General features: G+C 66.5%; 21 protein-coding genes. 6 read left to right on the top strand and 15 right to left on the bottom strand.

Features of this window, described 5'->3' with window-relative positions:
* Positions 1–22 precede the first annotated feature (22 nt).
* The 4 genes from AC5P99_RS04370 to purB all read right to left on the bottom strand — a co-directional run bounded on the left by AC5P99_RS04370 (position 23) and on the right by purB (position 7,396).
* The gene (locus AC5P99_RS04370; RefSeq protein ID WP_088436788.1) at positions 23–2,854 is read right to left on the bottom strand and encodes a 2-oxoglutarate dehydrogenase E1 component; all 2,832 of its coding nucleotides are present in this window, start codon (positions 2,852–2,854) and stop codon (positions 23–25) included.
* Positions 2,855–3,040: 186 nt separating this feature from the next.
* Positions 3,041–3,937, bottom strand: coding sequence for a GNAT family N-acetyltransferase (locus AC5P99_RS04365; RefSeq protein WP_088436789.1), 897 nt, complete (start codon positions 3,935–3,937; stop codon positions 3,041–3,043).
* A gap of 8 nt (positions 3,938–3,945) precedes the next feature.
* Positions 3,946–5,361: a ribosomal protein uL16 3-hydroxylase gene (locus tag AC5P99_RS04360; RefSeq protein WP_049451501.1), complete on the bottom strand. Its 1,416-nt coding sequence runs from the start codon at positions 5,359–5,361 to the stop codon at positions 3,946–3,948.
* Between the two features lie 667 nt (positions 5,362–6,028).
* Positions 6,029–7,396, bottom strand: a complete 1,368-nt coding sequence (gene purB / locus AC5P99_RS04355) for an adenylosuccinate lyase (protein WP_187757423.1) — start codon at positions 7,394–7,396, stop codon at positions 6,029–6,031.
* A gap of 293 nt (positions 7,397–7,689) precedes the next feature.
* Between purB and AC5P99_RS04350 the strand changes: the two genes are divergently transcribed.
* Positions 7,690–9,117 carry a class II fumarate hydratase gene (locus AC5P99_RS04350; protein WP_012480781.1) on the top strand — a complete coding sequence of 476 codons (1,428 nt, stop codon included), beginning with the start codon at positions 7,690–7,692 and terminating at the stop codon, positions 9,115–9,117.
* A 103-nt stretch (positions 9,118–9,220) separates the two neighbouring features.
* Here the strand turns inward: AC5P99_RS04350 and AC5P99_RS04345 are convergent, their stop codons facing one another.
* The 7 genes from AC5P99_RS04345 to AC5P99_RS04315 form a co-directional block, all read right to left on the bottom strand.
* A complete protein-coding gene (locus AC5P99_RS04345; RefSeq protein WP_005413932.1) occupies positions 9,221–9,646 on the bottom strand; it encodes a hypothetical protein in 426 nt (141 codons plus the stop codon).
* Positions 9,647–9,746: 100 nt separating this feature from the next.
* Positions 9,747–10,358, bottom strand: a complete 612-nt coding sequence (locus AC5P99_RS04340; protein ID WP_005413931.1) for a YggN family protein — start codon at positions 10,356–10,358, stop codon at positions 9,747–9,749.
* A gap of 30 nt (positions 10,359–10,388) precedes the next feature.
* The gene (locus AC5P99_RS04335) at positions 10,389–11,276 is read right to left on the bottom strand and encodes a GIN domain-containing protein (protein WP_088436560.1); all 888 of its coding nucleotides are present in this window, start codon (positions 11,274–11,276) and stop codon (positions 10,389–10,391) included.
* Positions 11,277–11,301: 25 nt separating this feature from the next.
* Positions 11,302–12,330, bottom strand: coding sequence for an ABC-2 transporter permease (locus tag AC5P99_RS04330; protein WP_024958485.1), 1,029 nt, complete (start codon positions 12,328–12,330; stop codon positions 11,302–11,304).
* A complete protein-coding gene (locus AC5P99_RS04325) occupies positions 12,327–13,202 on the bottom strand; it encodes an ABC transporter ATP-binding protein (protein ID WP_005410262.1) in 876 nt (291 codons plus the stop codon). Before AC5P99_RS04325 ends, AC5P99_RS04330 begins: the two co-directional genes overlap by 4 nt.
* Positions 13,202–13,561: a GntR family transcriptional regulator gene (locus AC5P99_RS04320; RefSeq protein WP_005410261.1), complete on the bottom strand. Its 360-nt coding sequence runs from the start codon at positions 13,559–13,561 to the stop codon at positions 13,202–13,204. The genes AC5P99_RS04325 and AC5P99_RS04320 overlap by 1 nt, the downstream gene beginning before the upstream one ends.
* A gap of 2 nt (positions 13,562–13,563) precedes the next feature.
* Positions 13,564–13,800, bottom strand: a complete 237-nt coding sequence (locus tag AC5P99_RS04315; protein WP_005410260.1) for a hypothetical protein — start codon at positions 13,798–13,800, stop codon at positions 13,564–13,566.
* A gap of 366 nt (positions 13,801–14,166) precedes the next feature.
* On the opposite strand from AC5P99_RS04315, the gene AC5P99_RS04310 reads away from it, so the two are divergent.
* The 5 genes from AC5P99_RS04310 to AC5P99_RS04290 all read left to right on the top strand — a co-directional run bounded on the left by AC5P99_RS04310 (position 14,167) and on the right by AC5P99_RS04290 (position 18,127).
* A complete protein-coding gene (locus AC5P99_RS04310; protein ID WP_005410259.1) occupies positions 14,167–14,754 on the top strand; it encodes a glutathione peroxidase in 588 nt (195 codons plus the stop codon).
* Between the two features lie 96 nt (positions 14,755–14,850).
* A complete protein-coding gene (locus AC5P99_RS04305; RefSeq protein WP_005413927.1) occupies positions 14,851–15,828 on the top strand; it encodes an FKBP-type peptidyl-prolyl cis-trans isomerase in 978 nt (325 codons plus the stop codon).
* A 23-nt stretch (positions 15,829–15,851) separates the two neighbouring features.
* Positions 15,852–17,201 carry a UDP-glucose dehydrogenase family protein gene (locus AC5P99_RS04300; RefSeq protein WP_495212915.1) on the top strand — a complete coding sequence of 450 codons (1,350 nt, stop codon included), beginning with the start codon at positions 15,852–15,854 and terminating at the stop codon, positions 17,199–17,201.
* Positions 17,194–17,436 (top strand): SlyX family protein, encoded by a 243-nt coding sequence (locus AC5P99_RS04295; RefSeq protein WP_005410256.1) that lies wholly within the window; start codon positions 17,194–17,196, stop codon positions 17,434–17,436. The genes AC5P99_RS04300 and AC5P99_RS04295 overlap by 8 nt, the downstream gene beginning before the upstream one ends.
* A 10-nt stretch (positions 17,437–17,446) precedes the next feature.
* Complete coding sequence (locus AC5P99_RS04290) at positions 17,447–18,127, top strand: DUF2058 domain-containing protein (RefSeq protein WP_005410255.1); 681 nt, start codon at positions 17,447–17,449, stop codon at positions 18,125–18,127.
* Positions 18,128–18,175: 48 nt separating this feature from the next.
* On the opposite strand, the gene AC5P99_RS04285 is transcribed toward AC5P99_RS04290, so the two are convergent.
* The 4 genes from AC5P99_RS04285 to AC5P99_RS04270 form a co-directional block, all read right to left on the bottom strand.
* Entirely contained in the window at positions 18,176–19,363 is a 1,188-nt protein-coding gene (locus AC5P99_RS04285) for an MFS transporter (protein ID WP_088436562.1), read from the bottom strand.
* A gap of 86 nt (positions 19,364–19,449) precedes the next feature.
* On the bottom strand, positions 19,450–22,134 hold the full coding sequence (gene metH / locus AC5P99_RS04280) for a methionine synthase (protein ID WP_049448980.1): 2,685 nt from the start codon (positions 22,132–22,134) through the stop codon (positions 19,450–19,452).
* Positions 22,135–22,191: 57 nt separating this feature from the next.
* Positions 22,192–23,283, bottom strand: coding sequence for a homocysteine S-methyltransferase family protein (locus AC5P99_RS04275; protein WP_033835833.1), 1,092 nt, complete (start codon positions 23,281–23,283; stop codon positions 22,192–22,194).
* Positions 23,284–23,296: 13 nt separating this feature from the next.
* Positions 23,297–24,226: an ArsR/SmtB family transcription factor gene (locus AC5P99_RS04270; protein WP_005410251.1), complete on the bottom strand. Its 930-nt coding sequence runs from the start codon at positions 24,224–24,226 to the stop codon at positions 23,297–23,299.
* Positions 24,227–24,283: the final 57 nt, after the last annotated feature.

Below are 24,283 nucleotides of genomic sequence, written 5' to 3'. Positions count from 1 at the left end.
TGTCTTCTAAATAGGGGGAGGATTATTCAGCGAACGTGTCGTTGAACGGGTTGACCAGCGCGTCGGCGATCAGCTGCTGCTGTTCGCGGATGTGGTCAGCCATGTGACCGGCAGCCGGCGACGCCGAACGTGCGCGACCGGCGTAGTGCAGGTTCTGGCCATCGGCCAGGCAGAACTGCAGGTGGTGGCGGATCTGGTACCACGCACCCTGGTTCTGCGGTTCTTCCTGCGTCCACACCACGTCGGTGGCCTTGCCGTACTTCTTCAGCTCGGCAGCCAGCAGCGCACGCGGGAACGGATACAGCTGCTCCACGCGGATGATCGCCACGTCGTCCTGGCCACGCTTGGTCTGGTCTTCCAGCAGGTCGTAGTAGACCTTGCCCGAGCACAGCACCACGCGCTTGACCTTCTTGGCGTCCGCACTGGCGTCGCCGATCAGGTGCTGGAACTCGCCGTTGGCCAGTTCGTCCAGGGTCGACACGGCCAGCTTGTGGCGCAGCAGCGACTTCGGCGACATCACCACCAGCGGCTTGCGGGTGGTCAGGTGCAGCTGGCGGCGCAGCATGTGGAAGGCCTGTGCCGGGGTGGACGGAACCACCACCAGCATGTTCTCCAGTGCACACAGCTGCAGGAAGCGCTCCAGGCGCGCCGAGCTGTGCTCCGGGCCTTGCCCTTCATAGCCATGCGGCAGCAGCAGGGTCAGGCCGGAAATGCGGCCCCACTTGGCTTCACCGGCGGCGATGAACTGGTCGATCACCACCTGGGCGCCGTTGGCGAAGTCGCCGAACTGGCCTTCCCAGATGCACAGCGTGTTCGGATCGGTGGTGGAGAAGCCGTACTCGTAGGCCATCACCGCTTCTTCGCTCAGCAGCGAATCGATGACGGTGGCCTTCTCCGGCGAATCCACCAGCTGCCGCAGCGGCATGTAGTAGTTGTCGGTCTTCTGGTCGTGCAGGATCGCGTGGCGGTGGGTGAACGTACCGCGACCGACGTCCTGGCCGACCAGGCGCAGTGCGTGGCCTTCGTCGAGCAGGGTGGCGTAGGCCAGGTTCTCGGCAAAGCCCCAGTCGCCCGGGATCTCGCCGGCGGCCATCTTGCGGCGGTCGTCATAGACCTTGGCCACGCGCGAGTGCAGCTGCACGTCTTCGGGAATGGTGTTGATCAGCTTGGCCAGTTCGACCAGCTTGTTCTTCTCGACCTTGGTCGAGACCGGGTCGGACAGCTTGCCTTCCAGCAGCTTCGGCCAATCGACGAACAGCGGGCTGGTCGGCGGGGTCTTCTCGACCTTGGCCAGCTCGGTGGTCACTTCACCGGCATCGAGCTTCTCGCGGTAGGCATCGACCATCGCCTTGCCGGCACCGGCAGCGATCACGCCTGACTTTTCCAGCTGCTCGGCGTACATCTCGCGGGTGGTCGGGTGCTTGCGGATCACCTGGTACATCAGCGGCTGGGTGATCGCCGGCTCGTCGGCCTCGTTGTGGCCCCAACGGCGGTAGCACATCAGGTCGATGACCACGTCCTTGGCGAACTTCTGGCGGAACTCGAAGGCCAGCTGCGCGGCGAACACCACCGCTTCCGGATCATCGCCGTTCACGTGCAGCACCGGGGCGGCGATCATCTTCGCCACGTCGGTGGCGTAGCGCGTGGAGCGCGTGTCCAGCGGGTTGGAGGTGGTGAAGCCGACCTGGTTGTTGACCACGATGTGCACGGTGCCGCCGACGGCGAAGCCGCGGGCCTGCGACATCTGGAACAGCTCCATGACCACGCCCTGGCCCGAGAAGGCCGCATCGCCGTGGATCAGGATCGGCATGACCTGCTTGCGTGCGGTGTCCTTGCGGCGCTCCTGGCGCGAACGCACGGAACCGGCCACGACCGGGTCGGCGATTTCCAGGTGCGACGGGTTGAACGCCAGCGCCAGGTGCACCGGGCCGCCGTCGGTAGCCACGTCGGCCGAGAAGCCCATGTGGTACTTCACGTCGCCGGCAGAAGCGTGCTCGTCGTGCTCGAACTTGCCTTCGAACTCGTCGAACAGCTTGCGCGGGTTCTTGCCGAGGGTGTTGACCAGCACGTTCAGGCGGCCGCGGTGGGCCATGCCGATCACCACGTCCTTGACGCCATCCTTGCCGGCGCTGCGGATGATGGTGTCCATCATCGGGATCAGCGAGTCGCCGCCTTCCAGCGAGAAGCGCTTCTGGCCGACGTACTTGGTGTGCAGGTAGCGCTCCAGGCCTTCGGCCGCGGTCAGGCGCTCCAGGGTGCGGCGCTGGGTGTCAGCGTCCAGTTGGTAGTTGCCGCCGGCTGCTTCCAGCTTCTTGTAGATCCACTGGCGCTGCTCGACCTCGGAGATGTGCATGAACTCCGCACCGATCGAGCCGGTGTAGGTCGCCTTCAGGCGTGCCAGCAGGTCGCGCAGCTTCATGCGCGGCTGGCCACCGACGCCGCCGGTGCTGAACTCGCTGTTGAGGTCGGCATCGGACAGGCTGTGGAACGGCAGGCCCAGGTCCGGGGTGTTGACCGGCGCGGCCAGGCCCAGCGGATCGAGGCAGGCGTCCAGGTGGCCACGCGAGCGGTAGGCGGTGATCAGACGACCGACATTGCGTTCACGCTCGTCGCCCGCACCGTTGCCGGTGCCGGCCTTCAGCGCTTCCTTGGCCGCGTCCGCAATGTGGGAGATGACGGCCGAGTGCGGAATGTCGCCTGCTTCGCGGCCCTTGAAGCCGTCGAAGTAGGTCTTCCATTTGGGATCGACACTGTCCGGGGAGACCAGGTACTGCTCGTACAGGTCCTCGACATAGGAGGCGTTGCCGCCGGCGAGCTGCGAAGATTGCGCAAACTGCTTCAGTTGATTGTCCACGATGGAGGGTGTTGATTCGCTTTGTGGGGTATGGCTTCAGAAGGACCCGGCAGGAAGATGAATAGCCCTGCGCGGGCGCGTTCAAACAGCCAAATTGTACCCCCATCCGGACAGGAAGGGGCACCAAAACGGGCATCCCGGGTCCCCCGGTGCCGCTTCCAGACAGGTTGAGTAGGCGGTACCCGCTCAGATGCCGAGCGCACGCAGTTCGCTGCAATCGCGCGAACGGTCCCAGACCCGCTGCAATTGCTGCTCGAACGGCTGCGAACGTGCAGGCAGTGCGACGCCTGCCTCGCCGTCGAGGCGATGACCGATCAGACGAAAGTAGAAGTCGCCGGCGTCGTTGAGCAGGCAGGCCGAGGCCAGCGCACGGTCGACCGGGTCGGTGACCTCGCGGAACTGGATCACACTGGGCAGGCGCTGGGCCAAGGCCAGCAGCGGCGCCCCGGCAGACGCGATGGCGGCGGCGTCGTGCACGATCACCCGCAGCTGCTTGTCGTGGCGGGCGGTGACGAAGCGGCGCAGGGCGGCCTGTACCGGCGGCGCGTCGAGCAGTCCCGGGTCCAGCTGACGGCTGTGCAGCCACACTTGGCGGCGGGCGCGGTGGACGATGGCCGTGGTGATGGCCACCGCCTGCTCGCGACTGTCGATGGCACTGGCCGCGCCCAACCGGCGGCGCATCTGCTGGTGGCCGATGCCGGCCTCCTCGAATACCTCGCCTTCCGGCAGGAAGCCCTGGCGGGCATAGAAATCGCGGGCGGGCAGCTGGGCGTGCAGGTGCAGCTCGGCCAGGCCGAGCCTGCGCCCGGCCTCGACCAGTGCCTCCAGCAGGGCCTCACCGACCCCGTGGCTGCGATGGCTGGCCAACACCGCCATGCGGCCGATGCGGCCGTCCGGGGCCAGCCGACCGGTGCCGACCGGCTGGTTGTCACTGTCCAGCGCCAACACATGGGCGCTGAGCGGGTCCAGCGCATCGCGTTCCAGTTCGGCGGCGATGCCCTGTTCCTGCACGAACACGCGTTGGCGCACGTCGTGGATGGCAACGTGGGCGTCGGCGTGGCTGACCTGCTGGACCCGGACCATGGCAGGGCTCAGGCGCGACCGTCGTCGCTGTCGTCTTCGTCGTGATCCTCGAAGTTGACGATGACCTCGATGCCGTCGTCGTGCACGGTCACGGTGTGGACATCGTCGGACACCGCGTCGGCGTCGATCGCGTCGACACGGTCACGCCCTTCGACCACTTCGCCGAGCACCACGGCGTCTTCGCCGTCATCCTCATCTTCAGCGTCATACACCTCGTTCGGATCGATCAGCTGGAACACGCCACCGACCAACAGCTGCTGGACCACCGCGCGGCCCTTGTCGGACAGGCCGCGATAGGCGGCGGCATCGAGCTGCTCGGCGCCGGCCAGGCGCTGCGCGTCCTTCACCGGCAGCGCGAAGTCCTGGCCACTGACGTACAGGCTGGCGCCGCGCTTGGCCCGGCGCCAGGCCAGGCGTGCCCACGGATGACGCTGCAGCAGCAGGCCCGAGGCCAGGGCCTGGGCCACTTCCTCCAGTGCCGGTGCGGCCTGGTGAGCCATCACTTCGCCGGCCGCGCGGTAGGTGGTGATGAAACGGCCGAACCAGTCACCCAGCTTGTCCGGATCGTTCATGCGGATGGCATTGAGCGCGGTGATCACCCGCGCCATCGCCACCGTGTCGATCTCGTTCGGGTCGGCCGGCACCTTCAGGTCGGCATCCTGGTAGCGGATGTTCTCGTCGGCGTCGGCGATCAGGGTGTCCAGGTAGTCGCTGATCAGCTCGGCCGAGGACGGCGCACGCATGCCGAAGGAGAAGGTCAGGCAGGGGTCTTCAGCGACGCCGTGGTGCGGCACGTTCGGCGGCAGGTACAGCATGTCGCCCGGCGCCAGCACCCAGTCGTGGGTCGGCTTGAACACCTTCAGCAGCTTCAGTTCCACGTCCGGGCGGAAGCCCAGCGGCGGCTGCCTGCCCTTGATCGATTCGCTGGCATCGATCTGCCAGCGGCGGTGGCCGTGGGCCTGCAGCAGGAATACGTCGTACTGGTCGACGTGGGCGCCGACCGAGCCGCCGGTGGCGGCGAAGCTGATCATTACGTCATCCATGCGCCAGCGCGGCAGGAAGCTGAAGTGCTCGATCAGGGCGCGCACGTCCGGGTCCCACTTGTCCACGTCCTGCACCAGCAGGGTCCAGTCGTGGTCGGGCAGGGCGGGGAACACGTCTTCCTGGAACGGGCCGGTACGCACGCGCCAGCCGTCCTGGGTCTTGTCGTGCTCGATCAGGCGCGCCAGCACGCCTTCTTCGCAGGCCAGCCCGGCCAGGTCTTCCGGCTGCACCGGGGTCTGGAAGTCGGGGAAGGCGTTGCGGATCAGCAGCGGGCGCTTCTGCCAGAAGTCGCGCAGGAAGGTGGCCGGCGCCATGCCCAGCGGCTGGCCGGGGCGGGCGGTGACTTCGATCAGGGGGGCGGAGGACTTGCGGGCGGCCATGGGGGAATCCTTGCAGCGGAAAGCGGGAGGGGCGGCGCAGCGGGCCGCCTGAGGTCTCCATTGTCCGCCGTTCGTGGGGATTGCGCACGTGCGCGGGTTTGTCGCGGGGTGTCCGGCCAACGGCGGAGCCCCTCGTGGCGACATCTGGGTAGGGTCGACTGTTAGTCGACCGGCTTCATGGGTTTGGCCGGGCGGGGTGGGTTCGCGGGACACGCCGTGAACCCGTCCCTGGGGGCTCGATGGCGCCATCCATGGCGCCAACGGTCCCGCGAACCCACCCCGCCCGGCCCCTGGCAGTTTCCTGCGCGGCCCGCCACGGAATGGAAGAAGAAAAGCAAAAGCAACAGCGGGTCGCGCGCTGCGCTTGCTCGTGCCAAAACAAAAGAGGGACGCGGCGAAGCCGCGTCCCTCTTTCAAATTCCGTCCCGACAACCCAATGCTCTTCGATCCGTCACCGGGAATCTGTCAGAGGTGGGGCGGGTTGGGTTCGCGGGGGTGTCCGCGGCATGGATGCCGCGGCCAAGCCCCCAGGGACGGGTTCACGGCGTCCCCCGCGAACCCAACCCGCCCCGCCAAGCGAGGCAATAACCCAGAGCCGCTCTTGACGTTGATGTTGCCGTTGCCTGCCGCAGGCAGCGCCCGCGGCCGCCGCCGCAAAGGAAACCCCTTAGATCTTCTTCGCCAGCGACTCGGCCAGGCCGGTGTAGCTGCCCGGGGTCATCTCCAGCAGGCGCTGCTTCGCATCCGCCGGCAACTCAAGCCCCTGCACGAACGCACGCATCGACTCGGCCGTGATGCCCTGGCCGCGGGTCAGCGCCTTCAGCTGCTCATACGGGTTCGGCAGGCCGTGGCGGCGCATCACCGTCTGCACGGCCTCGGCCAGCACTTCCCAGGCCGCGTCCAGATCGGCATCCAGACGCTGCGGGTTCACTTCCAGCTTGCCCAGGCCCTTGGCCAGCGAATCCAGCGCCACCTGGCTGTGGCCGAACGCGGTGCCCAGTGCGCGCAGCACGGTGGAATCGGTCAGGTCACGCTGCCAGCGGCTGATCGGCAGCTTCGCGCTGAAGTGCTCGAACAGCGCGTTGGCGATACCGAAGTTGCCTTCCGCATTCTCGAAATCGATCGGATTGACCTTGTGCGGCATCGTCGACGAGCCGACTTCGCCGTCCTTCAGGCGCTGCTTGAAGTAGCCCAGCGAGATGTAGCCCCAGATGTCGCGGGCCAGGTCGATCAGGATGATGTTGGCGCGGCGTGCGGCATCGCCGATCTCGGCAACATTGTCGTGCGGCTCGATCTGCGTGGTGTACGGGTTGAACACCAGGCCCAGGCCGGTCACGAAGCGCTCGGCGAAGGCCGGCCAGTCCACGTCCGGGTAGCTGGCCACGTGGGCGTTGTAGTTGCCGACCGCGCCGTTGATCTTGCCGGTCAGCTCGACCGCGGCGATCTGCCTGCGCTGGCGCTCCAGGCGCGCGACCACGTTGGCCAGCTCCTTGCCCAGCGTGGTCGGCGAGGCGGTCTGGCCGTGGGTGCGCGACAGCATCGGCTGGCCGGCCTGGGCGTGGGCGAGGTTGCGCAGCGTGGTGGCGATGCCGTCCAGGGTCGGCAGCAGCACCTCGCGGCGGGCCTGTTCCAGCATCAGGCCGTAGCTGAGGTTGTTGATGTCTTCGCTGGTGCAGGCGAAATGCACGAATTCCAGCGCCGGGGCCAGCTCGGCGTCGTCCTTCAGCTGTTCCTTGATGAAGTACTCCACCGCCTTGACATCATGGTTGGTGGTGCGCTCGATCTCCTTCACGCGCGCGGCCTGGGCCGGGCTGAAGCGGGCGGCCAGCTCGCGCAGGCGGGCGACGGCGGCGTCGGAGAACGGCGCCAGTTCGACGATGCCCGGTTCGGCGGCCAGCGCCAGCAGCCATTCCACCTCGACCACGATGCGGGCCTTGATCAGGCCGTATTCGGAGAAGATCGGGCGCAGGGCGTCGACCTTGCCGGCGTAGCGGCCATCGAGCGGGGACAGGGCGAGCAGGGCGGAATCGGACATGTCGGCAGGGCTGGGACGAGCGGCGGGGGCCATATTCTACGACGTGCCGGTCAGGTAGTGCCGGCCGCCGGCCGGCAAGCCATGGCGGCGTAGGCCGGGCGTGGTTGCCGGCCAGCGGCCGGCACTACCCTTGCGCGCGCAGAACGGCCGTGCAGGTGGAACGATCTGGCCCGCCCTCGTCATCCCATGCTGCGGGCAAGGGAGTATTGTGGCCGCAGCCGCCAGCCCGGGAAGCGACACCCTGCCAGCCGCCGCTTCCCTTTCCCCAACTGAAGTAGTGCGGAGTTGATGCAATGAGCAAAGCTGCAAGCAAGGGTTTCAGAATCGAACACGACAGCATGGGCGAGCTGCAGGTGCCTGCGGATGCCCTGTGGGGCGCCCAGACCCAGCGCGCCGTGCAGAATTTCCCGGTGTCGGGCCAGCGCATGCCGCGCGGTTTCATCCGCGCCCTGGGCCTGGTCAAGGGCGCAGCCGCCGGCGTCAACGCCGAGCTGGGCCACCTGCCGAAGAATGTGGCCAAGGCCATCCAGACCGCTGCTGCCGAAGTGGCCGCCGGCAACTGGGACGCGCAGTTCCCGATCGACGTCTACCAGACGGGTTCGGGCACGTCGTCGAACATGAATGCCAATGAGGTCATCGCCACCCTGGCCAACCGTGCCGGCAAGGCGGGCAAGACCACCGTGCATCCCAATGACCACGTCAACCAGGGGCAGAGCTCCAATGACGTGATTCCGACTGCGCTGCGGGTGTCGGCGGTGCTGGCGACGCACGAGCAGCTGCTGCCGGCGCTGGTGCACCTGCGCAAGACCCTGGACAAGAAGGGCCGCAGCCTGCGCAAGGTGGTCAAGACCGGCCGTACCCACCTGATGGACGCGATGCCGCTCACCTTCGAGCAGGAATTCGGTGCGTGGTCGGCGCAGCTGGCCTCGGCGCAGGAGCGCATCGAAGACAGCCTCAAGCGCGTGCGCCGGTTGCCGCTGGGCGGCACCGCCATCGGTACCGGCATCAACGCCGACCCGCGCTTCGGCGCGCAGGTGGCCAAGGCGCTGAAGCAGCAGACCGGTTTCAAGTTCGACAGCGCCGAGAACAAGTTCGAAGGCCTGGCCGCTCAGGACGATGCGGTGGAACTGTCCGGCCAGCTCAATGCGCTGGCCGTGGCACTGATCAAGATCGCCAATGACCTGCGCTGGATGAATGCCGGTCCGCTGGCCGGGCTGGGCGAGATCGAACTGCCGGCACTGCAGCCGGGCAGCTCGATCATGCCGGGCAAGGTCAACCCGGTCATTCCGGAAGCCACGGTGATGGCCTGCGCGCAGGTGATCGGCCACCACACCGCGATCACCGTGGCCGGGCAGACCGGCAACTTCCAGCTCAACGTCACCCTGCCGTTGATCGCGGTGAACCTGCTCGATGGCATCGGCCTGCTGGCCAATGTGTCCAGGCTGCTGGCCGACAGCGCGATCGCCGGGCTGAAGGTGCGCGAGGACCGCGTGGCCGAGGCGCTGGCGCGCAACCCGATCCTGGTCACCGCGCTGAACCCGATCATCGGCTACGAGAAGGCAGCGGCGATTGCCAAGCGTGCCTACAAGGAACAGCGCCCGGTGCTGGACGTGGCGCTGGAAGACAGCGGGCTTGACGAGGCCGAGCTGCGTCGCCTGCTGGACCCGACTGCGCTGACTGCTGGTGGCATCCAGGCTGGCGGTGGTGGCGCCGGGGGGTGATCTGCCGGTTGCAGAGTCGAGCCACGCTCGACGGTTGTTCCGGAGTCGGGCATGGCTCGACTCTACGGAAACGAAGAACGCCGCCCTCGGGCGGCGTTTTTCTTCAGCGACGGTCGGCGACGATGTTGCCGAAGGTGTCGGTGTAATCCTTGAACTCGGGGATGCGCTGGATCAGGTCGGCCGGGATCACCTCCATGCCCTCCGGCGGCTGGATCTTCACCGGCTGCATGTTCGGATCGGCCGGTGCGGCCACCAGCGTGTTCTGGCGCAGCACCTGCAGCTTGCCGAACATCGTCTGCAGCATCTGCTTCTGCCCGTCGTCCAGCGGAATCTGGATCTCGTCCACCTTCATCGTGCCGTCGCCGAGGATGATGATGTTCGGTGCCGGCGGGCGGCGCACGGTCACCATGCCTTCGCTGACGGAAATCTTGGGCTTGCCGCGCTCGGCGCGGTGATTGCGGTAATCCTTGTCGCAGCCGACCAGGCCCAGGCAGAGCAGGGTGGCCAGCAGCAGGAACAACTTCTTCATGGCGTTCGGTTCGGGGGCATCCGGGGCCCCCATTGTAAGCCCGCCGACAGTGCCCGACCGGCAACGGAAGGCCGCAGCCGGTCGGGTGCGTCGATTTGTCTCAGTTGGAGAACGTGACCGAGTTGTCCTTGCCGCAGTCGTCCACGTCGCTCTGGTCCATCGTCGCGTAGGGCTTGAATGCCGGCAGCTCGCGCGCCAGTGCCTGCTGGCTGGCCAGCATCGCCGGCAGGCGATCGCAGATGCGCTTGGCCTGGGCCTCGATCTTGGCGGCTTCGGCGTTGATGCGCTTCTCCACCCCTTCGCTGTCGCCGCTGAAGATGCCCTTCAGCGCTTCACCGGCGGCGTTGGCGCCGAGCTTGGCGCCGGCCAGCCCGACATCCATGCCCGCCATCGCAACGGCGACCACGTGACCGCGGTACTCCTGCAGGTGGCGGCGCTGGACGTCGTTGGCGGCGACCTCCTTGCCGGCGATCAGCAGGCGGCCATCCGGCGTGATCTCCGCACGCGGCTGCTTGTCGGCCGAGATCTTGATGTTGCCCTGGGCGATGTCCTTGCGGGCATCGTCCATGGCTTCCTTGACGGTCTGGCCGACGCCGCTGGTGGCTTCGGCGACGCTCTTGCCGACGCTCTTGTCGGGGGCGGAGGACGTGCCACCACAGGCGATCAGCGGCAGGCACAGCAGGGTGGCGGGCAGCAGGCGCAACAGGTTCATGATGTTCCCCTGGACGTGTGTGGAAGAGGATTACTTGCTGCGCGGCAGGGTGACCCGGCCGCTGACGTTGCGGTGTTCGATATCGCCGCTGCCGCTGTGATCGACGGTCAGGCTGCCGCGTACGCCGTCCACCTGGATGTCGCCCGAGCCGTGGCTGCGCACATGCACGTTGCCGCCGATATCGGCCAGATCGATGCCACCGGAGCCGACCACGCCGACTTCGACGCTGCCCTGCACGCGCTTGAACTCGATGTCGCCGGAGCCGACCGTATCCAGGCGTGCGTTGCCACGCACATCGGTGATCTTCAGGTCACCCGAACCGACAGTGCCGGTGATGGCATCGCCGCCGATGTTGCGGGCATTGACGTCGCCCGAACCCAGCGACAGCAGATTCAGCGAACTGCCGCCATCGATGTTGAGGTCGCCGGAACCCACTGCAGCGTGGATGCTGCCACGGGTACCGCGGGCCACCGCGTCACCGGAGCCGACGTCCACGCTGAGCGACTGTGCGTTCTCCACGCTGGCGTCACCCGAGCCGACCTTGAACTGCAGCGGCAGGTTGTCCGGCACGCTGCCACGGATATCCAGCCAGGCGTAGCTGTTGCCCAGGCTGATGCCGCTTTGGCGGCCGTCGCGGCGCAGGCTCACCACCAGCTTGTCGCCCACCTTGCGCTGGTCCAGTACCAGCTGGTCCAGCCATTCCTGGCTGGACGCGCAGGCGCGGCCGTCCAGCTGGCCGCCGCCAGCGCTGGCGACCACCTTCAGGTCATGCTGGTTGACCTCGAACACCACCGTCCTGGCACCGGCCACGTCCAGCTTCAGTGCCCGGGCGGCAGTGAACTTGCAATTCGGAGCATCGGCGGCCAGCGCCGACAACGGCAACAGCAACAACGCAGAACAGGCGAGCAGAGAACGCATGGGTGGTGCCTCCGGATGGATGGGATCAGATCTCGCCGGCGCGCTTGCGCAGGCGGATGGCAAGGAAGATGAACACTGCACCGACGACGGCGCCGATCCACAGCTCCGGCATCGCCAGCGACTTCAGCTGCGAGGCGGGGGACATCAGGCTGACCACCGAATCCAGGTCGCGGCGCGAACCTTCACCTGCGCCGAGGCGGTACAGCAGGTCCATGCCGGGCACGCCGCCCAGCAGCAGGCGGCCGACGATGTTCTGCCAGAACCAGCCGGTGGTCAGGCCGAACAGCGGCATGATCTTGGTGGTGCTTACGATGACGCCGGCAAACAGTGGCAGCATCACCGCCCACAGGAACGGCTTGCTCTTGGCCCAGGCCGAGCACAGCAGCAGCCACCCTGCAGTGGGCAGGGCCCAAAGCGCGTAGACCGGAATCCAGCTCAGGTGGCCAGCGGCCAGGGTCAACGGGCTGGCGGGCCCCCAGATCAGCGCCATCGGGCTGCCACCGTGCATCAGCGCGACGATGCTGATGATCAGCATGAAGCCGAACATGGTGATGATGCCGGCAATCACCGCGATCAGCGGTGCCACGACCAGTGCGCTGATGACCTTGGACAGCACGGTCTGGGTATCCGACAGCGGCAACGACTTCCAGAACAGGATGCTGCGGTCGCGGCGGTCGTCGTACAGGGCGCCGAGGCAATAGAAGAACACCACGAAGGCCAGCACCAGGAACGGCCATGCCGAGCTGAGCACCAGGGTCAGGTCAAGGCCGTTACCGAGGTCGGCAAGGTCCTTGCCGTCGATGTTGCGGGTGAGCAGCGCCAGGTCCAGGCCATTGACGTTCACGCTCTCGCCATCGACATGCAGCGCACCGTTGCGCGCCGCGCGGTTCAGCGCGAACAGGCCGAAGGCGATGCCGACGGTGCTCATCACCAGCGAGATCAGGCCGGCGATCAGCGGGGCATACAGGAAACCGCCGCGGTTTTCCCAGTACTCGCGCTTGAGCAGCCAGCGCAGCGTGCCGAGGGGGCTGACGGGATGGTTGACGGCATTCATGCGTAGGTCCCCTTCATGACGGCGACGAACAGGTCGGCCAGGCCCGGGCTGCGGGTCTCGCCAAGGGTGGAAAGCTGGGCGCGCGGTACGCCGTCGAACAGCATCACGGTCTTGCCGAACGCCAGGCTGCGTTCGTCGATCGGCTTCAGGGCGCGCGCGGTCTCCAGCTGGTCGGCGTTGACCAGCAGTTCCGTGTAACGCTGGCCGACCTCGTCCATTTCCGCATCGAGCACGATGCGGCCATCACGGATGAACATGACGTCGCTGAGGATGTGCTCGATCTCTTCCACCTGGTGGGTGGTGACGATGATGGTCTTCTGCTCGTCGAAATAGTCTTCCAGCAGGCGCTGGTAGAACTCCTTGCGGTACAGGATGTCCAGGCCCAGGGTGGGCTCGTCCAGTACCAGGATGCGGGCATCGATGGCCATCACCAGTGCCAGGTGCAGCTGCACGATCATGCCCTTGGACAGCTCGCGCACGCGCTGCTTCGGCTGCAGCTTGGTGTTGGCCAGGAAGCGCTCGCAGCGGGCGCGGTCGAAGCGCGGATGCACGCCGGCGACGAAATCGATGGCTTCGCGCACCTTCAGCCAGCGCGGCAGCACGGCGACGTCGGCGATGAAGCAGATGTCGTTCATCAGTTCGTCGCGGTGCAGCCGCGGGTCGCGCCCGAGCACGCTCAACTCACCTTCCACCGAGGTGAGGCCAAGAATGGCCTTCAGCGCGGTGGTCTTGCCGGCGCCATTGGGACCGATCAGGCCGACGATGCGCCCGCTCGGAATGCTGAAGCTGGCACTGTCGAGGGCAACGGTGGACTTGTAGGCCTTGCGCAGGCCGCGGGCGGTGATGACCGGTTCGCTTGCGGTGCTATTCATCAGACTTTCCCCTGGGGCAGCAATTCGTCGAGGCTCAGGCCCAGGCGCTGGATGCGCTCCAGCACGGCCGGCCATTCTTCATTGAGGAAGCGCTCGCGCTCGCTGCTGCGCAGCTGCGTGGCGGCCTGCTCGGTCATGAACATGCCCAGCCCGCGGCGCTTTTCGACCAGACCTTCGTCGGCCAGTTCCTGGTAAGCGCGCGAAACGGTGATGGGGTTCAGTTGGTAATCGGCGGCCACCTGGCGCACCGAAGGCAGGGCATCGCCCGGCTTGAGGATTCCGTCGAGCATCATGGCGATCACGCGCTCCTTCAACTGACGGTAGATGGGAGCGCCGTCGCTCCACTGGATGTCGCTCATATTCAGCTCCGTGGGGTCAGCGGCTGGGCGAACGAGAAATACGGCATGGACAGGGAGCTGTGCAGCCGACGCGGGGGAGGGGGGGAGGAATCGGCGTTCCCGGCCGGTGTAGCGATTGCATCCTGCGCACTGTCGGGCGAGGCGGGGGCGGTGGGCGTGGCCAGCCAGGCCAGCACGATCAGGGTCGAAACAGCAGCGGCCGCGGGTGCGGTGAGGTTGCGACGGATCCGGGCGTTCATGGCTTCCCCCTGTCTCAGGTGACTGGTGTTGTATGCAACTATAACACCGGCACGCCTACGTGCAACCCCTTGCCGTCCCCAACTGATGGCAGGGGGTGGTCAAATCGCTGAAATATCCGTTTATCCGATTGATTCGGAAGGGAAATCCGGTTCTGGCGCGGGCCGACCCAGGCCCGCCTTCCATTCAGCGTTGTCCATGCTATGTCATTACTGCGCCGTTGCTGGCGGGTCGTGCAGGAAAGCGCCACGCCGCGCAAAGCCCCAGGCGCCCCTTGCAACAAGGGGGAAGGGGGCCCGGTGCTATAGTTCGGCCGACTCCGGCCGCTACCGGCCGGCCCTGTGAATGGCCACCGCGGACTGCTCTCGATGCCCTTGCCGACCGTTATGCCGCGCCGCCTGCGCGGCCTGTCCCTGCTGACCCTGCTGGTAGCCGGCCTGGCCGGTTCCACCCAGGTGCTGGCGGCCGATCTTCTCGACCTCGACTACCGCCCGCTGGCCAGCAAGCAGCAGGTCAACCTGCAGCAGCGCTACCACGGACAGGTGCTGCTGGTGGTCAATACCGCAAGCAAGTGCGGCTATACCCCTCAGTACGAAGGCCTGGAGGCGCTGCAGAAGCGCTATGCCGGCCGAGGTTTTGCCGTGCTCGGCTTCCCGTCCAACGATTTCAAGGGCCAGGAGCCCGGTGACGAGAAGCAGATCCAGGATTTCTGCACGCTCACCTACGGGGTCAAGTTCCCGATGTTCGAGAAGGTGCACGTGGTCGGTGCGGAGGCGACGCCGCTCTATCAACGGTTGACCGCGGCCACCGGCGTGGCACCGGGCTGGAATTTCCACAAGTACCTGGTCGGCCGCGATGGCAAGGTCATCGCCCAGTTCGCCAGCAAGGTGACGCCGGATGATCCGCAGCTGACTGCGGCCATCGACAAGGCACTGGCCGCAGCGGCCGCACATTGATATCCGGCACGGATGCCTCGACATCGACGGCATGCGTGCGACAATGCTTCTTTTCGCGCCGACGTCGGCGCCCAGACACTTCCAGGAATGCAGCGAATGAAGATGGGAATGCGCGGCGCCGCGGCGTCGGTTCTGATTCTGGCGATGGGCACTTCAGGTGTCGCTCTGTCGCAACAATCGGCTGCCCCCGCAGCCGCCAAGGAGACCGCAACCTTGAATTCCCCCAAGCAGAAGCTCGGCTACGCCATCGGCCTGGACGTGGCCAAGTCGTTCACCCCGATCGCCGATGAGATCGACGTGGCCGCGCTGCGCACCGCCGTGGAGCGTTCGTTCGAAGGCCTGCAGCCGCAGATCACCCAGGAACAGGCCAAGGCCACCGACGCGGCCCTGCGCCAGGTCGTGATGGCCCGCAGCGGCCAGCAGGTGCCGGGCATGGCGCCGGGTTCGCAGCCGCCGAAGGTCGACCGCGTCAAGGTGTCGCAGATGATCGGTTCCTACTCTGTGGGCCCGTCGTTGGCGCAGCTGAAGGACGACATCGATGTTGCCTCGCTGTTTGACGCGATCAGCACCGGCCTGACCAAGGGCCAGCCGAAGATGACGGAAGCTGACGCGACCGCCACCATCCAGGCCTTCATGGGCAGCAAGCAGGCTGAAATGCAGGCCAAGGCTGCCGCTGCTGCGCAGACCAACCGCGAAGAAGGCAATGCCTTCCTGGCCAAGAACAAGACCCAGCCGGGCGTCGTGACGACGGCCTCGGGCCTGCAGTACCAGGTCATCCGCCCGGGTAGCGGCGAGCGCCCGCTGCCGAGCAGCAAGGTGCGCGTGAACTATGAAGGCAAGCTGCTCAACGGCACCGTGTTCGACAGCTCCTATGGTCGTCAGCCGGCCGAGTTCGGCCTGGACCAGGTGATCAAGGGCTGGACCGAGGGCGTTGCGCTGATGCCGGTCGGTTCGAAGTACCGCTTCTGGATCCCTGGCAATCTGGCTTATGGCGAGAACGGTACGCCGGGTGGCCCGATCGGCCCGAACGCGACTCTGACGTTCGACGTCGAGCTGCTGGGCGTCCTGCCGTAAGCCACCACGGAGCCTGCACGGACATGCGCGTTGCGATTTTCGGTACCGGTTATGTAGGTCTGGTGACCGGTACCTGCCTGGCCGATGTCGGTCATCAGGTGGTCTGCGTCGATATCGACCAGGCCAAGGTGGATGGCCTCAACCAGGGCATCATCCCGATCTATGAGCCCGGCCTGGAGCCGATGGTGAAGGCCAACCACGCCGCGTCGCGGCTGGCATTCACCACCGATGCCGCGTCCGCGATCGCGCATGGCCAGGTGGTGTTCATCGCCGTCGGTACCCCGCCGGACGAGGACGGCAGCGCTGACCTGCAGTACGTACTGGCCGTGGCCCGTACCATTGGCCGGCACATGAGCGTGCCGACCGTGGTGGTCAACAAGTCGACGGTGCCGGTGGGCACCGCCGACAAGGTGCGTGCGGCCATTGCTGAAGAACTTGCCGCGCGTGGCGCGGACATCACCTTTGACGTGGTGTCCAACCCGGAATTCCTGAAGGAAGGCGACGCGGTCGCCGACTGCATGCGCCCGGACCGCATCATCATTGGTGCGACCAGCGAGGAGTCGGTCGCGGTGATGCGTCGTCTGTATGCGCCGTTCAACCGCAACCACGACCGCGTGGTGGAAATGGACGTGCGCTCGGCCGAGCTGACCAAGTACGCGGCGAACGCGATGCTGGCGACCAAGATTTCGTTCATGAACGAAATCGCGAACATCGCCGAGCGCGTCGGTGCCGACGTCGAGCAGGTCCGCCAGGGCATCGGCTCGGACCCGCGCATCGGCTGGCACTTCATCTACCCGGGCGCCGGCTACGGTGGCTCCTGCTTCCCCAAGGACGTGCAGGCGCTGGCCCGCACCGCCCAGCAGCACGGTCTTGAGCCGAAGCTGCTGAACGCGGTGGAAGCGGTCAACGATGCGCAGAAGGGCCACCTGTTCTCCCTCATCCAGCGTCATTACGACAAGGGCGAGGACGAAGGCGTGCGCGGCAGGACCTTTGCCGTGTGGGGCCTGGCCTTCAAGCCGAACACCGACGACATGCGTGAAGCCTCCAGCCGTCGCCTGCTGGCGCAGCTGTGGGAGGGCGGTGCCACGGTGCGTGCCTACGACCCGGAAGCGATGCATGAATCGCAGCGCATCTTCGGCGAGCGCGATGACCTGGTGTTCTGCAGCAGTGCTGATGAGGCCCTCGAAGGGGCCGACGCGCTGGTGGTGGTCACCGAGTGGAAGCAGTTCCGTAGCCCCGACTTCCAGAAGCTGCGCGAGCAGCTGAAGGACGCGGCGGTGTTCGATGGGCGCAATCTGTACGATCCTGCCGAAGTGGAAGCTGCCGGCCTGGCGTACTACGGCATTGGCCGGGGGCGTTCGCTGCATGTCTGACCTGCTGCCGACCGAACGCGAGCAGGCGCTGGAAGCGCGCCTGGTCGAACTGGAAATGCGCGTGTCCTTCCAGGAACAGGCGCTTGCCGAATTGAGCGATGCGCTGGCCGATGCCCGCATGCAGGGCATGCGCAACGCCGACGTGCTGCGTGTGCTGCTGGAGGACCTGGGCAAGGTCCGCAACGCACTGAATTCTTCCGATCCGGCGAGCGAACCACCGCCGCCGCACTACTGATCCGAATCCTATGAGCGATACCCTCCGCGACCAGCTGATGGGCCTGGGCTTCAAGCCCGCGCCCAAGCCCGAGCGCAAGAATGATGGCCCCCGCCGTGATGGCCGCCCGCAGGGCAAGGGTGGCAACGGCAATGGAAAGCCGCAGGGCGCTGGCAAGGGCGAGCACAAGCCCGGTGAGCGTCGCGGGCATGGCCACGGTGGCCCGGGCAGGCCCGGCCAGTCGCGTGGCCCGGGCCAGCAGGGCCCGCGCAAGCCGCGCAGCGCCGAAGAGATGGATCTGGCCAAGGCCTATGCCATCCGTGCGCAGCGTGAGAAGGAAGAGCGCATCGAGACCGAGCGCCTGAAGCAGGAAGAAGCACGCGTGCGCCGCGAGGCGAAGGCCAAGCTGGAAGAACTGCTGAAGGACAAGGGCCTGAACTCCGAGGCGGCTGATATCGCTCGCCACTTCCCGTATGGCGGCAAGATCAAGCGCATCTACGTGACCGCCGAACAGCTGACCGCGCTCAATGCCGGTGAGCTGGGCGTGGTCCAGCTCAATGGCCGTTACCTGCTGGTGACCGCCGAAGTGCTGGCACAGTCCGAAGCGGTGTTTGCCGCATCGGTGGCACTGAAGGTCGACCCGAACGCGCCGGCCGAGGAAGATCCCTACGCGGACCCGCAGTACCAGGTACCGGACGACCTGGTCTGGTAACTGCACCTGCTGCACGATGAAAACGCCGGGCATTGCCCGGCGTTTTCGTTACCGGACGCGCGCAGTGCTGCGGCGTGCACGGATCAACGGCAGGCTCAGCGCGAAGAAGCACAGCAGTGCGCCGACCAGAGCGAATCCGCTACCGGCGAGGAAGGCCGTGCGTCCCTCGTCGATTTTCCACAGTTGGCCGGCGATGAGCGCGCCCAGCACGCCGCCGACACCGGACGAGAAACCGTACAGCAGGCCTTGGCCATGGCCATTGAGGCGTCCGGGGAAGTAGATCGCCAGCATCTGCATCGCCGCGGCGAAGAACGCGGCAAAGCCCAGCGCGTGCGCGGTCTGCGCCAGCAGCATCACCGGCAGGTTTTCCGGGAACAGTGCGGTCACGGCCCAGCGCAGGCAGGAACTGACCAGCGCGATCAGCAGCATCCAGCTGGCGTCATAGCGGCGGAAGAAGCGGCCGATGGTGAAGAACACGCCCACTTCGAACACCACGCCGATGGTCCAGAGCAGGCCGAGCGTGGATGTGCGATAGCCGTGGTGGTCCATGTAGACCGAGAAGATGGTGTAGTACGGGCCGAACGAGAGCTGCTCCATGAAAGCGGCCAGGAAGAACGCCAGCACCGGCGGGCGGCGCACGATCTGCCAGAAGCCGCTGGCATCGCCGCCGGTCCTGCCGATGTCGCGTGCGTAGTGGTTGCTGAAGGCCGAGGCGACCAGCAGGACGAACAGCGGCAGCATCATCCAGGGCAGCAGCCCGGCGCGGCCGGCGGTGCCGTCACCTTCGATCAGCCAGCCGAACAGGGTGACGATGGCGATGAAGCCAAGCGAACCCCAGACCCGGATCAGGCCGTAGCGGTGGCTGTCGCTGCCGAGATGGGTGAGGGTGATCGACTCGAACTGCGGCATCACCGCGTTGTAGAAGAAGCAGAACACGATCATCGCCGGATACATCCATGGCTGCGGCAGAGGCAGCAGGAATGCGGCGAAGCTGATCAGGGTCAGCACGCAGCCGATGCGCAACAGTCGGATCGGCCGCGGTGAGGTGGCTGCCAGCGAGGTCCAGGCACTGGGTGCAACCACGCGTGTGGCATACCACAGCCCCATCATCACGCTGATGGCGGTCACGCTCATCCCGCGCGCAGTGAGGAACAGGCTCCAGTACGGAGTGAACGCGCCCAGCGCCGCGTAATAGAACAGGTAGAAGCTGGAAAGACGGGCAACGGGAACGGTCATCGCGGAATGATGAAGCAAAAAGGGGACGGAGGGGATCAAGTCGTTTGAGGCACAGACGACTTGATCCTCTCCGTCCCCTTTTCGGGTCATTCGGGATCGTAGTCGAGGTTGGAGGCCAGCCAGCGCTCGGCCTGGGCGCGCTCCACGCCCTTGCGCCGGGCGTAGTCGGTGACCTGCTCGCGGCTGAGGCGCCCGACCACGAAGTACTGGCTTTGCGGATGACTGAAGTAGTAGCCCGACACTGCGGCGGTCGGGAGCATCGCAAAGCTCTCGGTCAGTTCCATGCCGGCGTTGGCCTCGGCCCGCAGCAGATCGAACAGGCGCCGCTTCTCGCTGTGCTCGGGGCACGCCGGATAGCCGGGGGCGGGGCGGATGCCACGGTACTGCTCATCGATCAGGGCGTCGTTGTCCAGCGTCTCGGCCTGGTCATAACCCCAGAATTCCGTGCGTACGCGCTGATGCAGGCGCTCGGCCAGGGCTTCGGCGAAGCGGTCGGCCAAGGCCTTCAGCAGGATCGCGTTGTAGTCGTCATGCTCGGCTTCGAAGCGCGCCACGTGGGCATCGATGCCGATGCCGGCAGTGACCGCGAACGCGCCGATCCAGTCCTGCCTGCCGCTGTCGGTCGGCGCGATGAAATCGGCCAGGCAGAAATCCGGACGCTCGGCCGGCTTGTCCACCTGCTGGCGCAGGAAGTGCAGGGTGGTCTCGCCCTGTGGGTGCTGCACGCGCACGTCGTCGCCGACGCTGTTGGCCGGCCACAGGCCGAACACGGCCTTGGCGGTCAGCCACTTCTCGCCGACGATGCGGTCGAGCATCGCGCGGGCATCGCGGTACAGCTCGCTGGCCTGGCTGCCGACGATCTCGTCGGTGAGAATCGCCGGGAACTTGCCGGCAAGCTCCCAGGCCTGGAAGAACGGCGTCCAGTCGATGTACTCGACCAGCTCGGCCAGCGGATAGTCATCGAAGACGTGCAGGCCTGGCTGCTTCGGTGCGGGCGGCGTGTAGTTCCCCCAGTCGCCCTGGAACTTCTGCCCGCGTGCATGTTCCAGCGACACCAGGCGCTTGGCATCGCCACGATTGCGGTGCCGTGCCCGGATCTCGGCATAGTCGGCCTCGTTGGCGGCAACGAAGGCTTCGCGCAGGTCGCGCGAGATCAGCGACTGGGCCACGCCGACCGCGCGCGAGGCGTCCTTCACCCACACCGTAGGCGCTTTGTAGTGCGGGTCGATCTTCAACGCGGTGTGCGCGCGCGAGGTGGTGGCGCCGCCGATCAGCAGCGGCAGATTGAAACCCTGGCGCTCCATCTCGCGGGCGACGTGGCTCATCTCCTCCAGCGAGGGAGTGATCAGACCGGACAGGCCGATCAGGTCGGCGTTGTGCTCGCGCGCGGCATCGAGGATCTTCTGCGCCGGCACCATCACGCCAAGGTCGACCACCTCGAAGTTGTTGCAGGCCAGGACCACGCCGACGATGTTCTTGCCGATGTCATGCACATCGCCCTTCACCGTGGCCATGATGATCTTGCCGTTGCTCTTGGCAGTGTCGCCGCTGCGCGCCTTCTCCGCCTCGATGTACGGCAGCAGGTAGGCCACGGCCTTCTTCATCACACGCGCGGATTTCACCACCTGCGGCAGGAACATCTTGCCGGCGCCGAACAGGTCACCGACGATGTTCATGCCGTCCATCAGCGGGCCTTCGATCACGTCCAGCGGGCGGCTGGAGGCCTGCCGGGCCAGCTCGGTGTCTTCCTCGACAAAGGCATCCAAGCCGTGCACCAGTGCATGCGCCAGGCGCTGCGCCACCGGCTTGTCGCGCCAGGCCAGGTCTTCGGTCTTCGCCGCACCCTTCCTGCCCTTGTAGCGCTCGGCGATCTCCAGCAGGCGTTCGGTGGCATCGCTGCGGCGGTTGAGGATCACATCCTCCACGCGCTCACGCAGCTCCGGCTCCAGCTCATCGTAGATCGGCATGGCACCGGCATTGACGATGCCCATGTCCATGCCGGCGGCGATGGCGTGGTACAGGAACACCGAATGGATGGCCTGGCGCACCGTTTCGTTGCCGCGGAACGAGAACGAGACATTGGAGACGCCGCCGGACACATGGCAGTGCGGCAGCGTCTGCTTGATGATGCGGGTGGCTTCGATGAAGTCCACCGCATAGTTGTCATGTTCTTCGATGCCAGTGGCGACGGCGAAGATGTTCGGGTCGAAGATGATGTCCTGCGGTGGGAAGCCGATCTCGTCGACGAGGATGCGGTAGGCGCGGGTACAGATCTCGACCTTGCGCGCACACGTATCGGCCTGCCCGCTTTCATCGAAGGCCATGACCACCGCGGCGGCGCCATAGCGCAGGACCTTGCGCGCGTGTTCGCGGAAAAGCGCCTCGCCTTCCTTCAGCGAGATCGAGTTGACCACGCTCTTGCCCTGCAGGCACTTCAGGCCGGCCTCGATCACGCTCCACTTGGAGGAGTCGACCATCACCGGGATGCGGGCGATGTCCGGCTCGGACATGATCAGGTTGAGGTAGCGGGTCATCGCCGCTTCCGAATCGATCAGGCCCTCGTCCATGTTGACGTCGAGGATCTGCGCGCCGCTTGCCACCTGCTGGCGGGCCACGTCCACCGCTTCTTCGTAGCGGCCTTCCTTGATCAGCTTGCGGAACTGCGCGCTGCCGGTCACGTTGGTGCGTTCGCCGACGTTGATGAACAGCAGGTCCGGGGTGATGACCAGGGGTTCCAGGCCGGACAGGCGGGTAGGGCGGACAGGCGTCATGGCAGGCGTCGGCTCAGCAGCAATAGGGCGGGAAGTGCGGAACGGTGGCGGCGACATTCATGCGGCCTGCTCCCGGGTGCCGGGCAGTGCGCGCGGCGGCAGCCCGGCCACAGCCGCGGCAATGGCGCGGATATGGTCGGGCGTGGAGCCGCAGCAGCCGCCGACCAGGTTCAGCAGGCCATCTTCGGCGAAGCCTCGCAGGGTGCTGGCCATGTCCTCCGGCGTCTCGTCATACTCGCCGAAGGCATTGGGCAGACCGGCATTGGGGTGTGCGCTGACGTAGCAGTCGGCGACCTGCGCAAGGGTTTCCACGTGCGGTCGCATCGCATCGGCGCCCAGCGCGCAGTTCAGCCCGATCGACAGCGGCCGAGCATGCGCCAGCGAGGCATGGAAGGCTTCCGCAGTCTGCCCGGACAGGGTGCGACCGGAAGCGTCGGTGATGGTGCCGGAGATCATCACCGGCAACCGCGCGCCGCGCGCATCGAACGCTTCCTCCAGCGCATACAGCGCGGCCTTGGCGTTGAGCGTGTCGAAGATGGTCTCGACCATGATGGTGTCGGCGCCGCCGTCGATCAGGCCCTCGATGGCTTCGCGGTAGGTGTCGCGCAGTTCGTCGAAGCTGGTGTTGCGGAAGCCCGGATCGTTCACGTCCGGGCTGATCGAGGCGGTGCGGCTGGTCGGGCCGACCACCCCGATCACGAAGCGCGGCTTCCCCGGGGTGGTTGCGGCCACGGCGTCACAACAGGTGCGCGCGACCGCAGCGCCGGCCTTGTTCAACTCGTACACCAGGTGTTCGAGGTGGTAGTCGGCCTGGCTGACCGAAGTGGCGTTGAAGGTGTTGGTCTCGACCAGGTCCGCGCCCGCTTCCAGGTAGGCGGTGTGGATGTCTGCGACGATCTGCGGCCGGGTCAGCAGCAGCAGATCGTTGTTGCCCTTCAGGTCATGGCCCTCCGGCGTGCCGTGGTCGCAGCCGGGGCCATGGCTGTGATCGTAACCGCCGGCGAAGCGTTCGCCACGGTAATCGTCTTCCTGCAGGCCGTGGCGCTGGATCATCGTGCCCATCGCACCGTCGATGATCAGGATCCGCTCGCGCAGGGCGTCGAGCAGGGCGTTGGCACGCTCAGGATGCAACCAGGGCAGGGCAGGCATGGCGTTCTCGGGCTCAGGGTTTGTGGGCGATCAGCGAAATCACTTCGAAGTGCGGCGGACGCTTCTCGCGGGTGACCGTCTCCAGGCTGGATACCTGCAGGCCGGCCTTGTCGACGAACCTGCGCAGCTCCTTGTCGCTGAAGCCGAGGTTGACGTGGCCGTAGGCCTCCACCGCGGCCTTGTGTTCATGGCGGGCCAGGCTGCACAGCAGCAGGCGCCCGCCCGGGCGCAGCACGCGCGCGCCTTCGGTCACCGCCTGCGCCGGCTTGCTGGCGTAGGTCAGCGCGTGCATCAGCACTACCAGATCGAAACTGTTGTCCTTAAAGGGCAGCGCATGCATGTCGCCCTCGCGCACTTCCACGTTGGGCAGACGGCGCAGGCGCTCGCTGGCGGCGGCGACCACGCGCGCGCTGGTGTCGATGCAGATGTAGCGCTTGGCATGCGGGGCCACCAGTTCGGCCAGCACGCCGTCACCAGAGGCGATGTCCAGCACGTCGCCGGTCTCCAGCAGCGGCAGCGCGGTGCGGGCGAGGGCTTCCCAGGTGCGCCCCGGGGAGTAGTGGCGTTCCATGTCGCCGGCCACGCTGTCGGCCCAGTTCTGGTCGGAGGCGCGGTGGGCCAGCACGGCAGCGACGCGTTCAGCGTCCTGGCGCAGCAGCGGGTCATCGCTTCCGTTGCTCAAGGCATGCCACAATGCACGCTGCGCCGGGTCCAGCTGGGCCTCGTCGAAGCGGTAATAGGCCGATACGCCCGCACGGCGGTCGCGGACCAGGCCGGCTTCCTTCAGGCGCGCCAGGTGGGTGGACACGCGTGGCTGTGCCAGCCGGGTGATCGCCGACAGTTCGGCCACGGTCAGTTCCTCCTGCTCCAGCAGCGCCAGCAGGCGCACGCGGGTCGCATCGGCGAACACCTTCAGGCGGGTCGACCAGTCTTCAAGATCCATAAATATCTACCTATCGCGATATAGAGATATATTCGCTGAAAGGGCCCGTCGCGGTCA

It is taken from the genome of Stenotrophomonas sp. YJH_SMC_80 (assembly GCF_059372495.1).
This window is presented reverse-complemented; position numbering and strand designations above follow the sequence as displayed.

Bases quoted from the DNA above. Each gene is read 5' to 3' on its own strand.
- AC5P99_RS04365 (WP_088436789.1), bottom strand. From the start codon at position 3,937: ATGGTCCGGGTCCAGCAGGTCAGCCACGCCGACGCCCACGTTGCCATC.
- AC5P99_RS04360 (WP_049451501.1), bottom strand. From the start codon at position 5,361: ATGGCCGCCCGCAAGTCCTCCGCCCCCCTGATCGAAGTCACCGCCCGC.
- purB (WP_187757423.1), bottom strand. From the start codon at position 7,396: ATGTCCGATTCCGCCCTGCTCGCCCTGTCCCCGCTCGATGGCCGCTAC.
- AC5P99_RS04350 (WP_012480781.1), top strand. From the start codon at position 7,690: ATGAGCAAAGCTGCAAGCAAGGGTTTCAGAATCGAACACGACAGCATG.
- AC5P99_RS04345 (WP_005413932.1), bottom strand. From the start codon at position 9,646: ATGAAGAAGTTGTTCCTGCTGCTGGCCACCCTGCTCTGCCTGGGCCTG.
- AC5P99_RS04340 (WP_005413931.1), bottom strand. From the start codon at position 10,358: ATGAACCTGTTGCGCCTGCTGCCCGCCACCCTGCTGTGCCTGCCGCTG.
- AC5P99_RS04335 (WP_088436560.1), bottom strand. From the start codon at position 11,276: ATGCGTTCTCTGCTCGCCTGTTCTGCGTTGTTGCTGTTGCCGTTGTCG.
- AC5P99_RS04330 (WP_024958485.1), bottom strand. From the start codon at position 12,330: ATGAATGCCGTCAACCATCCCGTCAGCCCCCTCGGCACGCTGCGCTGG.
- AC5P99_RS04325 (WP_005410262.1), bottom strand. From the start codon at position 13,202: ATGAATAGCACCGCAAGCGAACCGGTCATCACCGCCCGCGGCCTGCGC.
- AC5P99_RS04320 (WP_005410261.1), bottom strand. From the start codon at position 13,561: ATGAGCGACATCCAGTGGAGCGACGGCGCTCCCATCTACCGTCAGTTG.
- AC5P99_RS04315 (WP_005410260.1), bottom strand. From the start codon at position 13,800: ATGAACGCCCGGATCCGTCGCAACCTCACCGCACCCGCGGCCGCTGCT.
- AC5P99_RS04310 (WP_005410259.1), top strand. From the start codon at position 14,167: ATGCCCTTGCCGACCGTTATGCCGCGCCGCCTGCGCGGCCTGTCCCTG.
- AC5P99_RS04305 (WP_005413927.1), top strand. From the start codon at position 14,851: ATGAAGATGGGAATGCGCGGCGCCGCGGCGTCGGTTCTGATTCTGGCG.
- AC5P99_RS04300 (WP_495212915.1), top strand. From the start codon at position 15,852: ATGCGCGTTGCGATTTTCGGTACCGGTTATGTAGGTCTGGTGACCGGT.
- AC5P99_RS04295 (WP_005410256.1), top strand. From the start codon at position 17,194: ATGTCTGACCTGCTGCCGACCGAACGCGAGCAGGCGCTGGAAGCGCGC.
- AC5P99_RS04290 (WP_005410255.1), top strand. From the start codon at position 17,447: ATGAGCGATACCCTCCGCGACCAGCTGATGGGCCTGGGCTTCAAGCCC.
- AC5P99_RS04285 (WP_088436562.1), bottom strand. From the start codon at position 19,363: ATGACCGTTCCCGTTGCCCGTCTTTCCAGCTTCTACCTGTTCTATTAC.
- metH (WP_049448980.1), bottom strand. From the start codon at position 22,134: ATGACGCCTGTCCGCCCTACCCGCCTGTCCGGCCTGGAACCCCTGGTC.
- AC5P99_RS04275 (WP_033835833.1), bottom strand. From the start codon at position 23,283: ATGCCTGCCCTGCCCTGGTTGCATCCTGAGCGTGCCAACGCCCTGCTC.
- AC5P99_RS04270 (WP_005410251.1), bottom strand. From the start codon at position 24,226: ATGGATCTTGAAGACTGGTCGACCCGCCTGAAGGTGTTCGCCGATGCG.